At 57.8% G+C, this 15,141-nt stretch carries 13 protein-coding genes; 11 read left to right on the top strand and 2 right to left on the bottom strand.

Translation table 11 applies throughout. The annotated features are described in order from the left end of the window. The 4 genes from mukB to B3797_RS18430 all read left to right on the top strand — a co-directional run. Nucleotides 1–3,355, top strand: a 3,355-nt coding sequence (gene mukB, locus B3797_RS18445) for a chromosome partition protein MukB (protein ID WP_311791837.1), incomplete at its 5' end; no start/stop codon positions are given. A gap of 153 nt (nucleotides 3,356–3,508) precedes the next feature. Then, a complete protein-coding gene (ldtD, locus tag B3797_RS18440; RefSeq protein WP_311791836.1) occupies nucleotides 3,509–5,317 on the top strand; it encodes a L,D-transpeptidase in 1,809 nt (602 codons plus the stop codon). A 187-nt stretch (nucleotides 5,318–5,504) separates the two neighbouring features. After that, nucleotides 5,505–6,053, top strand: coding sequence for a YcbK family protein (locus tag B3797_RS18435; protein WP_081135811.1), 549 nt, complete (start codon nucleotides 5,505–5,507; stop codon nucleotides 6,051–6,053). Between the two features lie 39 nt (nucleotides 6,054–6,092). After that, nucleotides 6,093–6,722 (top strand): MBL fold metallo-hydrolase, encoded by a 630-nt coding sequence (locus B3797_RS18430; RefSeq protein WP_311791835.1) that lies wholly within the window; start codon nucleotides 6,093–6,095, stop codon nucleotides 6,720–6,722. A 92-nt stretch (nucleotides 6,723–6,814) separates the two neighbouring features. Here the strand turns inward: B3797_RS18430 and B3797_RS18425 are convergent, their stop codons facing one another. Together B3797_RS18425 and B3797_RS18420 are read right to left on the bottom strand one after the other, a co-directional pair. Continuing rightward, nucleotides 6,815–8,005 carry an amino acid aminotransferase gene (locus tag B3797_RS18425; RefSeq protein WP_311791834.1) on the bottom strand — a complete coding sequence of 397 codons (1,191 nt, stop codon included), beginning with the start codon at nucleotides 8,003–8,005 and terminating at the stop codon, nucleotides 6,815–6,817. Nucleotides 8,006–8,226: 221 nt separating this feature from the next. Continuing rightward, the gene (locus B3797_RS18420) at nucleotides 8,227–9,342 is read right to left on the bottom strand and encodes a porin (RefSeq protein WP_311791833.1); all 1,116 of its coding nucleotides are present in this window, start codon (nucleotides 9,340–9,342) and stop codon (nucleotides 8,227–8,229) included. A gap of 255 nt (nucleotides 9,343–9,597) precedes the next feature. Here B3797_RS18420 and proB point away from each other — a divergent pair, with 255 nt between their 5' ends. The 7 genes from proB to B3797_RS18385 all read left to right on the top strand — a co-directional run bounded on the left by proB (nucleotide 9,598) and on the right by B3797_RS18385 (nucleotide 15,067). Next, nucleotides 9,598–10,701 (top strand): glutamate 5-kinase, encoded by a 1,104-nt coding sequence (gene proB / locus B3797_RS18415; RefSeq protein ID WP_311782161.1) that lies wholly within the window; start codon nucleotides 9,598–9,600, stop codon nucleotides 10,699–10,701. A gap of 11 nt (nucleotides 10,702–10,712) precedes the next feature. Further along, on the top strand, nucleotides 10,713–11,966 hold the full coding sequence (gene proA / locus B3797_RS18410; protein ID WP_311791832.1) for a glutamate-5-semialdehyde dehydrogenase: 1,254 nt from the start codon (nucleotides 10,713–10,715) through the stop codon (nucleotides 11,964–11,966). Between the two features lie 361 nt (nucleotides 11,967–12,327). Beyond that, nucleotides 12,328–13,059: a S24 family peptidase gene (locus B3797_RS18405; RefSeq protein WP_311782159.1), complete on the top strand. Its 732-nt coding sequence runs from the start codon at nucleotides 12,328–12,330 to the stop codon at nucleotides 13,057–13,059. A gap of 425 nt (nucleotides 13,060–13,484) precedes the next feature. Further along, nucleotides 13,485–13,763, top strand: coding sequence for a hypothetical protein (locus B3797_RS18400; RefSeq protein WP_311782158.1), 279 nt, complete (start codon nucleotides 13,485–13,487; stop codon nucleotides 13,761–13,763). Nucleotides 13,764–13,965: 202 nt separating this feature from the next. Next, complete coding sequence (locus B3797_RS18395) at nucleotides 13,966–14,433, top strand: glycoside hydrolase family protein (RefSeq protein ID WP_120451203.1); 468 nt, start codon at nucleotides 13,966–13,968, stop codon at nucleotides 14,431–14,433. Continuing rightward, complete coding sequence (locus B3797_RS18390) at nucleotides 14,430–14,777, top strand: hypothetical protein (RefSeq protein WP_311782157.1); 348 nt, start codon at nucleotides 14,430–14,432, stop codon at nucleotides 14,775–14,777. The genes B3797_RS18395 and B3797_RS18390 overlap by 4 nt, the downstream gene beginning before the upstream one ends. Beyond that, a complete protein-coding gene (locus tag B3797_RS18385) occupies nucleotides 14,774–15,067 on the top strand; it encodes a hypothetical protein (RefSeq protein WP_311782156.1) in 294 nt (97 codons plus the stop codon). The genes B3797_RS18390 and B3797_RS18385 overlap by 4 nt, the downstream gene beginning before the upstream one ends. Nucleotides 15,068–15,141: the final 74 nt, after the last annotated feature.

Raw genomic sequence — 15,141 nt, 5'->3', positions numbered from 1 at the left:
GCGCGAAGTGCAGGAAGAGAACGAAGCGCGCGCCGAAGCGGCGGAGCTGGAGGTGGACGAGCTGAAAAACCAGCTGGCCGATTTTCAGCAGGCGCTCGACGTTCAGCAGACGCGCGCGATTCAGTATCAGCAGGCGCTGCAGGCGCTGGAGCGCGCCAGAACCCTGTGCCAGCTGCCGGATTTGACTATCGACAACGCCGACGAATGGCAGGCGCGTTTCCAGGCGACCGAAGAGGAAGCGACGGAGACGCTGCTGCGTCTGGAGCAGAAGCTGAGCGTGGCGGAAGCGGCGCACAGCCAGTTCGAACAGGCGCTGGCGCTGGTGACCAGCATCGCTGGCAACGTGCCGCGTCAGGAAGCCTGGCAGACCGGCCGCGAGCTGCTGCGCGACGCCGCCAACCAGCGTCATTACGCCGAGCAGCTCTCATCGCTGCGTCTGCGTCTTAACGAACTGGAGCAGCGCCTGCGTGAACAGCATGAGGCGGAGCGGCTGCTGGCGGAGTTCTGTAAACGCCAGGGCGCGCACTATGACGCCGACGCGCTGGAAGGGCTGCATAGCGAGCTGGAAGCGCAGATTGAACAGCTCAGCGCCAGCGTCTCCGACGCCGGCGAGCGCCGCATGGTGATGCGTCAGGAGCTGGAGTCGCTGCGCGAACGCATCGCGGCCCTGACCGCGCGCGCGCCGCACTGGCTGGCGGCGCAGGAGATCCTGACGCAGCTCAGCGAGCAGACCGGTGAAGCGCTGGAAAACAGCCAGCAGATTACCGAATTTATGCAGCAGCTGCTGGAGCGCGAGCGCGAAACCACGGTTGAGCGCGACGAAATCGCCGCGCGCAAACGCGACGTTGAGCGTCAGATTGAACGCCTCAGCCAGCCTGGCGGCGCGGAAGATGCGCGCCTGACGCAGCTGGCGGAACGCTTCGGCGGCGTGCTGCTCTCCGAAATTTACGACGACGTTACGCTTGATGACGCGCCTTACTTCTCGGCCCTCTACGGCCCGTCGCGCCACGCTATCGTCGTGCCGGATCTGTCGCTGGTGCGCGAGCAGCTCGACGGTCTGGAAGAGTGCCCGGAAGATCTCTATCTGATCGAAGGCGATCCGCAGTCGTTCGACGACAGCGTCTTCGCCGTGGAGGAGCTGCAAAACGCGGTGGTGGTGAAAGTGGCGGAGCGGCAGTGGCGCTATTCGCGCTTCCCGAAAATCCCGCTGTTCGGCCGCGCCGCGCGCGAGAACCAGCTGGAGCTGCTGCACAACGAGCGCGATCGTCTGGCGGAGCGTTATGCCACGCTCTCGTTCGACGTGCAGAAAACGCAGCGCCTGCATCAGTCCTTCAGCCGTTTTATCGGCACCCATCTGGCGGTCGCCTTCGAGGAAGATCCAGAAGCGCAGATTCGCCAGTATAACGCGCGCCGCACCGAGCTGGAGCGCGCGCTGAACCAGCATGAAAGCGACAACCAGCAGCAGCGCCAGCAGTATGAGCAGGCGAAAGAGGGCGTGGCGCAGCTTAACCGTCTGCTGCCGCGCGTGAACCTGCTGCTGGACGATACGCTGGCCGATCGCTGCGACGAGATCCGCGAACAGGTAGAGGTCGCGCAGGAAGCAGCGCGCTTCCTGCATCAGCATGGCGCGAAACTCACGAAGCTTGAATCGCTGATTAGCGTATTGCAGAGCGATCCGGAACAGCATGAACAGCTGCAGGCAGACTATCAGCAGGCGCAGCAGCAGCAGCGCGTCGCGCGTCAGCAGGCGTTTGCCCTGACGGAAGTCGTACAGCGTCGCGCCCACTTCAGCTACGGCGACTCTGCCGGCATGCTGAACGGCAACAACGATCTCAGCGATAAGCTGCGTCGCCAGCTGGAGCAGGCTGAAGGCGAGCGCAGCCGCGCGCGCGAACGCCTGCGCGAACATCGGGCGCAGCTGACGCAGTACAGCCAGGTGCTGGCATCCCTGAAAAGTTCGCACGATACCAAGCGCGACATGCTGAAAGAGCTGCTGCAGGAGATGCAGGATATCGGCGTGCATGCTGACGCCAGCGCGGAAGAGCGCGCGCGCATTCGCCGCGACGAACTCTACGCCGCGCTGAGCCACAACCGCGCCCGCCGCAACCAGCTGGAGAAACAGCTCACCTTCTGTGAAGCGGAGATGGAGAACCTGCAGAAGCGGCTGCGCGTGCTGGAGCGCGACTACCATCGCATTCGCGAGCAGGTAGTCAGCGCCAAAGCGGGCTGGTGCAGCGTGCTGCGTCTGGTGAAAGAGAACGGCGTCGAGCGACGCCTGCACCGTCGTGAACTCGCTTATCTGAGCGGCGACGAGCTGCGTTCGATGTCGGATAAGGCGCTGGGCGCGCTGCGTCTGGCCGTGGCGGATAACGAGCATTTACGCGACGTTCTGCGCCTGTCGGAAGATCCCAAGCGTCCGGAGCGCAAAATCCAGTTCTTTATCGCCGTCTATCAGCATCTGCGCGAACGTATCCGTCAGGATATCATCCGTACCGACGATCCGGTCGAGGCGATCGAGCAGATGGAGATTGAGCTGAACCGTCTGACTGAAGAGCTGACGGCGCGCGAGCAGACGCTGGCGATCAGCTCGCGCAGCGTGTCGAACATTATTCGCAAAACCATTCAGCGCGAGCAAAACCGCATCCGTCAGCTGAACCAGGGTTTGCAGATGGTGAGCTTTGGCCAGGTGCGCAGCGTGCGGCTTAACGTTAACGTGCGCGAAGCGCACGCCACGCTGCTGGATACCCTGTCGGAAGAGCATGAACAGCATCAGGATCTGTTTAACAGCAGCCGCCTTACTTTCTCCGAAGCGCTGGCGAAACTCTATCAGCGTCTGAATCCGCAGATCGATATGGGCCAGCGTACGCCGCAGACCATCGGCGAAGAGCTGCTGGACTACCGCAACTATCTGGAAATGGAAGTGGAGGTTAACCGCGGCTCCGACGGCTGGCTGCGCGCCGAGAGCGGGGCGCTGTCGACCGGTGAAGCGATCGGTACCGGGATGTCGATTCTGGTGATGGTGGTGCAGAGCTGGGAAGAGGAGTCGCGCCGCCTGCGCGGCAAAGATATTTCCCCTTGCCGTCTGCTGTTCCTTGACGAAGCGGCGCGTCTGGATGCGCGCTCTATCGCCACGCTGTTTGAACTCTGCGAGCGTCTGGAAATGCAGCTGGTGATTGCGGCGCCGGAAAACATCAGCCCGGAAAAAGGCACTACCTATAAGCTGGTCCGTAAAGTGTTTAACAACACGGAACATGTTCACGTCGTCGGCCTGCGCGGTTTCTCTGCCGATGCGACGCCAGCACGCCGCGACAGCGCCGAAGAGGCGGGTCTGGAAGCGGAAAACTCGCAGGTTTAATCTGTTCAATAATTACCGCTTTGGGTAATCTGTAAACGGCGTTTGTCCTGTGAGGCAAATGCCGTTTTTTATTTGTATACTCAGGTCATGAGTAGCAGCCCAGTTGCAGCGGATCCAGGAAACGCTGCGTGGTAAACAAATGAGGGGGCAGGGATGTTGCTGACCAATAAAACCAACAATTATGTTTTTTCACTGCTGGCGATAGCGCTGGCCTTTACGCCGCTGCATTTCACACAGGCGGCCGTTATTGCAGCGTTACCCGGTACTACGCACGCGGCTATTTCGGTAAGCGACAGCCAGCAGCGCCTGCGCCAGGCGTTTGCCGGTAAAGAGCCGCCATTCTATCTGGCCTCTCTCGCGTCGCTTTATGCGGCGCACAATATGCAGCCAATGTGGCAGGATCGCGCAGCGGTACAGCAGTTTCAGCAGCAGCTGGCTGAAGTGGCGATGTCGGGCGTTCAGCCGCAGTTTACGCGCTGGATCGATCGCCTGACCGATCCTGGCATTAGCGGCTTTGCGCGCGATGTGGTGCTCAGCGATGCCATGCTGGGTTATCTGCAGTTCGTCTCCAGCGTGCCGACCCAGGGCGAAAGCTGGCTCTACAGCAACGTGCCTTACAAACTGGCGCAGCCGTCGGTGGCGGTGGTGAACCAGTGGCAAAAGGCGGTGCTGGCGGGCGCGTCCGCCTCTTTTGTCTCTTCGCTGGCGCCGCAGCATCCGCAATATGCGCCGATGCACGCTGCGCTAAAACAGCTGCTGACCGACGCCCGTCCCTGGCCGCAGCTAAAAAACCGTGAAACCCTGCGCCCCGGCCAGGTCAGCGATGATGTTCCTGCGCTGCGCGAAATCTTACAGCGTACCGGCATGCTTACCGCCCAGACCGCTGCTCCGAGCCCTGCGGACGACGCGGTGCCGACAGCGCCTGTTCCGGTAAGCCAGAGCGCGCAGCCCGCTGCGGTCAGCCCCTCAGCGGCCAGCGTCGGCGATCTCGCGACGCAGACGCCGCAGGCGGTTGGCAACGTGCAAAACGGCGCCGCTGAGGCAGGCAGCAATAACGTCTATGACGCCACCCTGGTGGAGGCCGTTAAGCGCTTTCAGCAGTGGCAGGGACTGGGCAACGACGGCAATATTGGCCCGCGCACCCGCGAGTGGCTCAACGTCACGCCGCAGATGCGCGCCGCGCTGCTGGCGCTGAATATCCAGCGTCTGCGCCTGCTGCCGGATGATATGCACAACGGCATCATGGTTAATATCCCTAACTATTCTCTGACCTACTACAACAACGGCAATAAGATCCTTTCGTCGCGCGTGATTGTCGGACGTCCCGATCGCAAAACGCCGCTGATGCGCAGCGCGCTTAATAATGTGGTGCTCAACCCGCCGTGGAACGTGCCGACGACGCTGGTTCGTCAGGATATTATTCCTAAGGTGAAGCAAGACCCGAGCTATCTCTACAAACACGGTTATACGCTGCTCTCCGGCTGGAGCGCGGATGCGGAAGTGATCGACCCCAGCATGATTGACTGGAGCATGGTTTCAGCCTCATCTTTCCCCTATCGCGTGCGTCAGGCGCCGGGCAACACCAACTCGCTGGGCCGCTATAAGTTCAACATGCCTAGCTCAGATGCTATCTATCTGCACGATACGCCAAACCACGGACTGTTCCAGCGTGATATACGCGCGCTAAGTTCAGGGTGCGTGCGCGTCAACAAAGCGTCAGAGCTGGCGGGTCTGCTGCTGCAGGATGCAGGCTGGAATGATTCACGCATTTCCGATCAGTTAAAACAGGGCGATACGCGCTACGTGCCGATCCGGCATCGTATTCCGGTAAACCTCTACTATCTGACCGCCTGGGTGGCCGACGACGGCAAGCCGCAGTTCCGAACAGATATTTACAATTATGATAACCCAGCCCGTTCAGGCAGCCAGGCGCTGGCTCGCGCCGGACAGCTGCTGCTCTAATCCTTGATTTTCAAACTCTGTTCCTTTTTGCTACCGCTGCGATAAGGATTCCACAAAGGCGATCTCATCCGGGATCGCCTTCCAAACTTCTCTACGGCGGGTTGACGGGACCTGGGCGGACGGTTATGGTTCGGCCTTGTGCGGTTTTTGCACATTTCGATGGCTTCAACTCAGGTAACCGTTTTTCATGTCCAGTTTTAATTTAACACGTCGTAAATTGCTTCTTGGCGGAACGGCTGCGGCCGGGATGGCGCTACTGCCCAACGCAGCTATGGCCTCGCTTTCAACGTCACGTCCTCGCGTACTGACGTTGAGCAATCTTCACACCGGTGAAACCCTTAAAACTGAGTTTTTTAACGGGAAAAGTTACGATAAGAGCGAGCTGGCTCGCCTGAACCACTTTTTTCGTGATTATCGCGCCAATCTGACTAAAAGTATCGATCCCCATCTGTTCGATCAGATCTACCGTCTGCAGGCGCTGCTGGAAACCCGCAAGCCGATCCAGCTGGTCTCTGGCTATCGCTCGCTGGCAACCAACAATATGCTGCGCGAAAGCGGCCCAGGCGTGGCGAAGCACAGCTACCACACCAAAGGGCAGGCGATGGATTTCCATATTGAAGGTATCGCGCTGAATAACATCCGCAAAGCAGCCTTAACAATGCGCGCCGGTGGTGTAGGATATTATCCTCGCAGCAACTTCGTTCATATTGATACCGGGCCGGTACGGCACTGGTAATGACGCCGGCAACGCTGCGTGCGCCGGTCATGGAGCGTTATGAACTACCACATTATTCCTGTTACCGCCTTCGCGCAGAACTGTTCCGTTATCTGGTGCGAGGCGACTCGCGACGCCGCTCTGGTCGATCCGGGTGGCGATGCGGCTAATATCATTGAGACGCTCCAGCAGCTTAATCTTACGCCTGCGCAGATTTTACTGACACACGGCCATCTGGATCATGTGGGCGCGGCGGCGGAGCTGGCTGCGCACTATCAGGTGCCCATCGTCGGGCCGCACAGGCTGGATGCCTTCTGGCTGGAAGCGTTGCCGACGCAGAGCAGGATGTTTGGTCTGCCGGAGTGCGCGCCTTTTACGCCGGATCGCTGGCTGGAAGAGGGCGACAAGGTTCAGGTTGGTGAGGTTGAGCTGGAGATTCTGCATACGCCTGGCCACACGCCGGGTCATATCGTCTTTTTCGATCGAGCAGGCCGTCTGCTTATCTCAGGCGATGTGATCTTCCACGGCGGTGTAGGACGTACGGACTTTCCGCAGGGAAGCCATCAGGCGCTTATCGCATCAATTAACGATAAGCTGCTGCCGCTGGGCGACGACGTGACTTTTGTTCCTGGCCACGGTGCTGTTTCAACGCTGGGCCGCGAGCGTATTAGTAATCCTTTTCTGCAATAAAACCTTTCTGTCATAAAAAATGGGCCGAAGCGGCCCATTCACGTAGCTGACACACTCACTGCGCGCGTTCGCGCATGAGTGGCCCGGCGAGCTTACAGCACAGCCACAATCGCTTCGCACAGCGCTGACATATTATCCGGCGTCATGCCTGCAACGTTAACGCGGCCCGAATTGACCGCATAAACGGCAAATTCGTCGCGCAGGCGGATAACCTGATCTTTGGTCAGACCGCTAAAAGAGAACATACCGTTCTGCTGGATAATAAAGCTGAAATCGCGCGTTGCGCCTTTCTCCGCCAGGGTGTTCACAAACAGCAGACGCATGCGCTGGATGCGCTGGCGCATATCGGTCAGCTCCTGCTCCCAGATGGTACGCAGCGCCTGGTTACTGAGTATGGTCGCCACTACCGCTGCGCCATGCGCCGGCGGGTTGGAGTAGTTAGCGCGGATAGTGTATTTCACCTGGCTGAAGGCGGTCTCGGCCGTGGCAGCATCGGCGGCGACCAGGGTAATGGCGCCTACGCGCTCATTATATAAGCCGAAGTTTTTGGAGTAAGAACTGGCGACGATCAGCTCCTGATGCGAGGCGGCGAAAATACGCAGGCCTTCCGCATCTTCATTCAGACCGCGAGCAAAGCCCTGATAGGCAAAGTCGAAGAGCGGTAGCCAGCCTTTAGCCTGAGAAAGCTGCGCCAGCTGGCTCCACTGCTCTGCTGTGGGATCGATGCCGGTCGGATTGTGACAGCAGCCGTGGAACAGCACCACGTCGCCAGCTTTCGCCTCCTGCAGGGCGGCCAGCATGCCGTCGAAATCGAGCTGGTGGTTTTCCGCGTCGTAGTAAGCGTATTCGCACACTTCAAGGCCGGCGGCGTTGAAGACGTTTTTATGGTTCGGCCAGCTGGGGTTGCTCACCCAGACGCGTTTGACGCTGGTCTGGGTAGCGAGAAAATCAGCCGCGACGCGCAGCGCGCCGGTGCCGCCTGGGGTCTGCGCGGTACGCGCGCGGCCAGCGGCAATCAGCGGATTCTCTGCGCCAAACAGCAGCTCCTGAGTGCAGCGTGCAAAATCGGCCAGGCCATCAATGCTGAGATAATTTTTAGTGGTTTCGTTTTCCAGCAGATACTGCTCGGCTTTTTTTACGCTGGTGAGCACCGGCGTATTGCCGGTTTCGTCTTTATAAACGCCGATGCCGAGGTTGATTTTTTGCGGGCGGTCGTCAGCGCGAAACAGATCGGCCAGCCCAAGAATAGGATCGGCAGGTGCCGCAGAGATAGATTCAAACATGAGTCGTGTCCAGTAGCGTGAACTTTAACGAAATGAGCCTTCAGGTTAACGTCAGCGCTGCGCATTGCCAACCGTTTACGCAAAAAATCGTCATTCAGCAGCGGTCATTCGGGATGCTTATGGCTGAGAAGAGGGAAGCGTCGTTTTACAGGGGATTTCAGGATCGTGAATTTCAGGCATAAAAAAACGGAGCCGAGGCTCCGTTTTTTACGACAGGCAACTTAGAACTGGTAAACCAGGCCAACACCGACCACGTCGTCTGTATTCAGACCCAGCGGGTTGTTGTCATCCAGCTGGTTGATTTTGTAATCAACATAGGTAGACATGTTTTTGTTGAAGTAGTAAGTCGCGCCGATGTCGAAATATTTGTACAGGTCAGCATCACCGATACCTTCGATATCTTTGCCTTTCTGCTGCACGTAGGCCACGGATGGACGCAGACCGAAGTCAAACTGGTACTGAGCAACTAACTCAATAGTCTGGCTTTTGTTGACGAAAGCAGTGCCATCGACAACGATATTATTAGCGCCAGGTACGCTGACGCCGAAGAATGAAGAGTTACGGCCTTCACCATACATTGCTGCCAGGTAAACGTTGTTCGCATCATACTTCAGCGCAGTTGCCCAGTTTTCAGCGCGTTTGCCCTGGCCGTATACGTTACCGTTGACGTCAGTAGTACCCGCTGCCTGAGCATTAGTACGGTCGCTGCTGCTATATGCACCAACGATGCCTACACCGATTGGTGAGGTATAAGAGGTTGACACACCCCAGCCGTCGCCGTTAGCACGACGAACGTCGCTACGGTCGTTTTTACCCTGATACTGAACTGCGAAGTCCCAGCCATCTACCAGACCGAAGAAGTTCTTGTTGCGGTAGGTCAACAGACCGGTGCTACGACCGTTCATGAAGTTGTCTGAGCTGCCCCAGTCGCCACCGAAAACTGGCAGCATATCGGTCCAGCCGATTGCATCGTAAACCAGACCGTAGTTACGGCCGTAGTCGATTGAGCCAGCGTCGCCGAATTTCAGACCGGCGAAGCCCAGACGGGTTTTGTTGCCGTCTTGTGCGTCTGCACCTTCTGAGTTGTTTGCCTGAATGTTGTATTCCCACTGGCCGTAACCGGTCATCAGGTCGTTAATCTGGGTCTGGCCTTTGAAGCCGATACGTACGTAGGACTTATCCCCGTCCTGGCTGTCCGCGTCGCTCAGATAGTGCATCGCTTTTAATTTGCCGTAGAAGTCCAGCTTGTTGCCGTCTTTATTATACACTTCCGCCGCATGAGCAGCAGAAGTCAGCGCCAGAGCCGATACGACGAGTGCCAGTGTACTTTTCTTCATTTGCTATCAATCCCAATGAGTAAAATGTGTTATGCCCCTGAAAAGGGCTTATTAAACAGGGGACGTTTTACCGGTTGTAGATGAAAGTTTTATGACATTTTTTCTGATTTCTTGTTATCTGCGAACTTTTGGTCTACCGGATTGTCCAGGGTTTTTCGTGCTTTTCCCCGGTAGAGAGTTGGCTTCGCTTCTGACTCCTGATAAAAAGTTCCTTCTCAGAAATTTTTTTCTTTTTTTATTTAAACGGCAGGAAATATGAGCGGCAGTCAGACCCTCGTGGTCAAATTGGGGACCAGCGTCCTTACCGGCGGTTCGCGCCGGTTGAACCGGGCGCATATGGTGGAACTGGTTCGTCAGTGCGCGCAGCAGCACGCGGCCGGCCATCGCATCGTGATCGTTACCTCCGGCGCAATGGCGGCCGGACGCGAGCACCTGGGTTACCCGGAACTGCCCCCTACCATCGCCTCAAAGCAGCTGCTGGCTGCGGTGGGGCAGAGCCGTTTAATCCAGCTGTGGGAGCAGCTGTTCTCCATCTACGGCATCCATATCGGTCAGATGCTGCTGACCCGCGCGGATATGGAGGATCGCGAGCGTTTCCTGAACGCCCGCGATACCCTGCGCGCGCTGCTGGATAACCATATCGTGCCGGTTATCAACGAAAATGACGCGGTGGCGACGGCGGAGATCAAAGTTGGCGACAACGATAATCTGTCGGCGCTGGCGGCGATGCTGGGCGGCGCCGACAAGCTGCTGCTGCTCACCGATCAGCAGGGGCTTTACACGGCCGATCCGCGCAGTAACCCGCAGGCGGAGCTGATCAGCGACGTGCATGAAATCGACGACGCGCTACGCGCGCTGGCGGGCGACAGCGTCTCCGGTCTGGGCACCGGCGGCATGTCCACCAAGCTGCAGGCGGCGGACGTCGCCTGTCGCGCCGGTATCGACACCATTATCGCCGCGGGCAGCCGACCCGGCGTTATCGCCGACGTAATTGCCGGCAAGCCGGTTGGCACGCGCTTTCACGCCATGCAGACGCCGCTGGAGAACCGCAAGCGCTGGATCTTCGGCGCACCGCCGGCTGGCGAAATTACCGTCGACGACGGCGCGCTGGCGGCGATGCTCGAACGCGGCAGTTCGCTGCTGCCGAAAGGCATTCGTGACGTGCGCGGCAACTTTTCGCGCGGCGAGGTGATCCGCATTCGCAGCCTGCTGGGGCGCGATATTGCACACGGCGTCTCGCGCTATAACAGCGATGCGCTGCGAATGATTTCTGGTCGTCACAGTCAGCAGATCGGGGAGATCCTCGGTTATGAATACGGTCCGGTGGCCGTACATCGCGACGACATGATCGTCAGTTAAGGAGCGGTCAAATGCTTGAAGAAATGGGAAAAGCGGCGCGCGCCGCCGCGTATAAGCTGGCCGATCTCTCGACCGCAGAGAAAAACCAGGTCCTGCTGGCGATCGCCGATCGTCTCGATGAGGAGCGCGATGCGATTCTGGCGGCCAACGAGCAGGATCTCGCCGATGCGCGCGCGAACGGCATGAGCGCTGCGCTGCTCGATCGCCTGACGCTGAATCCGCAGCGCCTGAGCGCTATCGCCGACGACGTGCGTAAGGTATGCCAGCTCGCCGATCCGGTCGGCCAGCTGATCGATGGCGGCCAGCTCGACAGCGGCCTGCGCATCGAGCGTCGCCGCGTTCCGCTCGGCGTGGTAGGCGTGATTTATGAGGCGCGCCCCAACGTGACGGTGGATGTCGCCAGCCTGTGCCTGAAAACCGGCAACGCCTCGATCCTGCGCGGCGGCAAGGAGACGTGGCGCACCAATGCGGCCACGGTGCGAGTGATCCAGAATGCGCTTCAGCAGTACGGCCTGCCAGCGGCGGCGGTGCAGGCGATTGAAAATCCGGATCGTGAACTGGTGAACCAGCTGCTGAAGCTGGATCGCTACGTCGATATGCTGATCCCGCGCGGCGGGGCAGGGCTGCACAAGCTCTGCCGCGAAAATTCGACGATACCGGTGATTACCGGCGGGATCGGCGTTTGCCATATCTACCTGGATGAAACCATGGAGATCGCGCCGGCGCTCGAGGTGATCGTCAACGCGAAAAAACAGCGGCCCAGCGCCTGTAACTCGCTGGAGACCCTGCTGATCCATCGGGCGATCGCCGATCGTTTCCTGCCGGCATTTACGGCGCGGATGGCGCAGGAGGGGATCCCGCTGCACGCTGATGAGAACCTGCTGGCGCAGTTGCAGGACGGCCCCGCCAGCGTTACGCCGATCAAAACGGGCGACTATGACGACGAGTGGCTGTCGCTCGATCTCAACGTGAAGCTGGTGGATGATATGGATGCGGCTATCGAGCATATCCGCACACACGGCACCCAGCATTCAGACGCCATCCTGACGCGCAGTACGCAGAATGCCAGCCGCTTTGTTAAACAGGTCGACTCCTCGGCGGTTTACGTAAACGCCAGCACGCGTTTTACCGACGGCGGTCAGTTTGGACTCGGCGCGGAGGTCGCGGTGAGCACGCAGAAGCTGCATGCGCGCGGCCCGATGGGGCTGGAGGCGCTGACCACCTACAAATGGGTCGCATGGGGCGACGATACGCTGCGCCCCTGATCGCGATTTTATTTAACAAAAAGGGTGTCCAGAACGGGCGCCCTTTTTTTTAACGCCGCTTTTTCGATCCAGTTAATTTTGGAGTTTTACGGTGCGACTTTCGGCGCGTCAGGACGTCACTTTTTTTTACGCAAAGCGGTTGCCTGTTTTTTGCCCATTTTTCTACGGAACATTCCTGAAAGCCGCGCCGCAACGGGCCGCAGCGCATTCGAGACTGGTTGCGCAAGACGTGAAGAGGATAATGATAATTAGCGCTGCTTTACAAAAGCAATTGGGTAGCAAACGGACGGTAATATAAAATGAACTGGTAGCAATAATGAAAATAACATCCAGTATCTCCTCTATGGCAGATTATTAACTAATGGTTAAAAAAGAGAGTACGAGACAAGCTTTTACTGCCAGGCTGATTGCCGCTTGCGAAAGCGCGGGAATTGTCGGACATGGACGAAATAAACAGGTTGCCAAAGCGTTACAACAGTTGGGATGCAAAATATCGACGCCGGGCGTGTGGAAGTGGTTCAACGCACAATCGGTGCCTGATGATAATAACTTGCTGGCGTTGAGCCGTCTGCTGGGCGTACGGGTTGAATGGCTACAGTACGGAATGGAAAAGCCTGCTGAATCGTTGTCAATCGACAGCCTTAACGCGCAGCGCAATGTGTTCCGTATTGAAAGCCTCGATATTGGGCAAAAGTCAGCATCCGGGTTGTTTGCGCGGGAAGAGTTCGTCGAGACCATCCATGCCATTGAATATGGCGTGGATGAGGCGCGCGTGCTTTTCAATGGCCGTCCGGCGGAAAACATCCGGTTAATTGCCATCAACAGCGATTCGATGGTGGAGACCTTTGCGCCGCGCGATCAGCTGTTCGTGGACATCAGCGTGAAGGTTTTTGACGGAGACGGTATCTACATCTTTACCCTGGATAACCAGCTTTACCTCAAGCGCTTGCAGCTACAGCATAAAAAAATTGCTGTTATTTCAGATAATAAGCGCTATGAGACCTGGTATCTTAATCGCGAGGATGTTGACAGTATGCAGGTGATGGCCAAGGTCATCCTGAGTCAGGCGCGGCACTACCAGCTACTGGGTTAGCTTCTGTATAAAATCTGTTCAGTATCAGGCGGCTGAAAAAAAATAATTCAGCAAAATTCAAAAATTTAACCAATAGTAAATAAAAAATTAACTGTTGGTGTTTGATAAAGCATAAGAACAGGTTAATAATTTGAGCGTGGACCAACGAAGCCCTTCTCTCACGGAGTGAGCCGCTCTTAAACAATCGAGGCGCTGCACAAGCGCGAATCATACCATCACAAAGTCAATGAACTTTGGGATGGGGTGGATGCGCACATGCAGCGTCGTCAGATGCCGCCTTTTTCTCCCAACTCGCGCTTAGCCTGGCTGTTATTACAGCCGGGTCACTGCGCTGTGAGCGGAAAACGCGGCATCCGGGACGGTTCGGCTTGCCGAAAACCCGCGCCTGCCACCCCATCGCCAAAGACTCATTCACAGGAGGAGTTATGGCGATAATACATTATGGCAAAAGCGTATTCGTAGGTAATGCACGCACCCGCAGACATCGTCGGCGTCAGCCGCTCAGTCGACTCAAGCTCAGCATCGATCAGGCGCTGGGCTGCGAACCCGAAAATCCCCCTTTACGTCGCGCCGAACGCATCGCTCAGCGTCCGGTGACCTCGCGTGTTGAACGGGCTATCGCCCCGACGCACGTTAACCGTTCTGAAACCGCCAGTTTCGATAACTGCTGTCTGCCGCATGTGCATCTCTACGCCGTGCGCTGAACCTGCCCTGTTTCCTGCCTGTACCGCTGTACTTCACCTTTTCTCCCGTTTTGTCTGAACGGGAAGCCTGACCGCACTGTTTAGTCCTGCTGCTGGGTTCGCCTGGGGCATTGCTGGGGTTATCTCTGGCACTGATCAGTGCGCTTTAACTGTCGTTGTCGCATCGGGAATGCTTTCCCATGCCCGTAATAGAGGAATGGTTATGAGCCAGATTATTGAGATTCTCAATTTTGAAGAGGGTTACGTCGAAGCGCCTTATCTCGACACGCAGGGATTTCCTACCGTGGCGGGCGGCATTCGCATCGGACCAAAGGGCGCGTCGCTCAATAACTATGTGTTTCGCGTGCCGCGTCAGGTCGGCGACGTCTGGAAGAAATGCATCATCGAGGGGAAAGCCCAGCAGATGCAGAGCCGACCGCTGCTGCAACAGGCGCTGGCAAAGTGCAATGACGCACGCAGCGACGTGCTTTACAGCATGGCGTATCAGCTCGGCGTGGATGGCCTCTCGCTGTTTACCAGCATGCTGAGCGCGGTGGCGGCGGAGGATTACGACAGCGCGGCCAACTCCATGCTCAACAGCCTGTGGGCGCGTCAGACGCCGGGACGCGCTCGCCGTCATGCCGAAGTGATGCGCAGCGGCACCTATGACGTTTATCGGGGGCTGCTATGAAATGGTTACTTTTTATCATCGCCGTCCTGGCGGTCATCGTTGTGCTGCTGATTATGCAGCGCTTTACCACGCTGGAGTTTGTTGCCCATGCGCGGCTGCTGTTTAAAACCTGGTCTGTCTGGCTGGCGTCGCTGGGATCGATGCTCAGCGCCTGGGTGCAGTCCTTTCCTGAGGCGGCGCTGAACGCCTGGAATACCTTGCCGGAAGACGTTAAAGGCATTCTTCCCCACAACTATCTCGGCCTGATCGGCGCCTTTATGGTGGCGATGGGTGTTATCGCGCAGTTTGTGCGGCAGAAGAATCTGCTGCTGCAAAAGCAAGCACTGGAGGCGAACAAAAAATGAGCCTGTTTACCGCACTGCTTACCGGCGGCTGGCACTGGATCGCCGTTATTGGGGCGCTGATTGCCGCGCTGGGCGCCAGCTATTTCGGCGGCAAAAAGATCGGCAAGGTACAGCAGCAGGCCAAAGCCGATACGGAGAGCGCGAAGAAAGAGGCGGCGCAAACCGCCGCCGTCGCGCATCAGCAACAACTGCATCGCGAGGAGGCGACCCGTGTTACGACCGATAACAGCAATCTTGATGACGCTGCTGCTCGCGACAAGCTGCAGCAGTCGAAATACAACAAACCCTGAGCCAGCGGCCGTCACCGATTCGGCCTGTGTGCTTTTTTCACCGATTTACACCCACGGCGACGATGCGCAACGCA

This window comes from Pantoea sp. UBA5923 (assembly GCF_002431095.1).
Classification (GTDB): domain Bacteria; phylum Pseudomonadota; class Gammaproteobacteria; order Enterobacterales; family Enterobacteriaceae; genus Pantoea; species Pantoea piersonii.
Note: the sequence above shows the minus strand (reverse complement) of the source record. Positions and strands in the feature narration are given on the sequence as shown.

Excerpts from the sequence above, each read along its gene's own strand:
- B3797_RS18385 (WP_311782156.1), top strand. The coding sequence starts at position 14,774 with ATGAGCCTGTTTACCGCACTGCTTACCGGCGGCTGGCACTGGATCGCC.
- B3797_RS18420 (WP_311791833.1), bottom strand. The coding sequence starts at position 9,342 with ATGAAGAAAAGTACACTGGCACTCGTCGTATCGGCTCTGGCGCTGACT.
- proB (WP_311782161.1), top strand. The coding sequence starts at position 9,598 with ATGAGCGGCAGTCAGACCCTCGTGGTCAAATTGGGGACCAGCGTCCTT.
- B3797_RS18400 (WP_311782158.1), top strand. The coding sequence starts at position 13,485 with ATGGCGATAATACATTATGGCAAAAGCGTATTCGTAGGTAATGCACGC.
- B3797_RS18405 (WP_311782159.1), top strand. The coding sequence starts at position 12,328 with ATGGTTAAAAAAGAGAGTACGAGACAAGCTTTTACTGCCAGGCTGATT.
- ldtD (WP_311791836.1), top strand. The coding sequence starts at position 3,509 with ATGTTGCTGACCAATAAAACCAACAATTATGTTTTTTCACTGCTGGCG.
- B3797_RS18435 (WP_081135811.1), top strand. The coding sequence starts at position 5,505 with ATGTCCAGTTTTAATTTAACACGTCGTAAATTGCTTCTTGGCGGAACG.
- B3797_RS18430 (WP_311791835.1), top strand. The coding sequence starts at position 6,093 with ATGAACTACCACATTATTCCTGTTACCGCCTTCGCGCAGAACTGTTCC.
- B3797_RS18390 (WP_311782157.1), top strand. The coding sequence starts at position 14,430 with ATGAAATGGTTACTTTTTATCATCGCCGTCCTGGCGGTCATCGTTGTG.
- proA (WP_311791832.1), top strand. The coding sequence starts at position 10,713 with ATGCTTGAAGAAATGGGAAAAGCGGCGCGCGCCGCCGCGTATAAGCTG.
- B3797_RS18395 (WP_120451203.1), top strand. The coding sequence starts at position 13,966 with ATGAGCCAGATTATTGAGATTCTCAATTTTGAAGAGGGTTACGTCGAA.
- B3797_RS18425 (WP_311791834.1), bottom strand. The coding sequence starts at position 8,005 with ATGTTTGAATCTATCTCTGCGGCACCTGCCGATCCTATTCTTGGGCTG.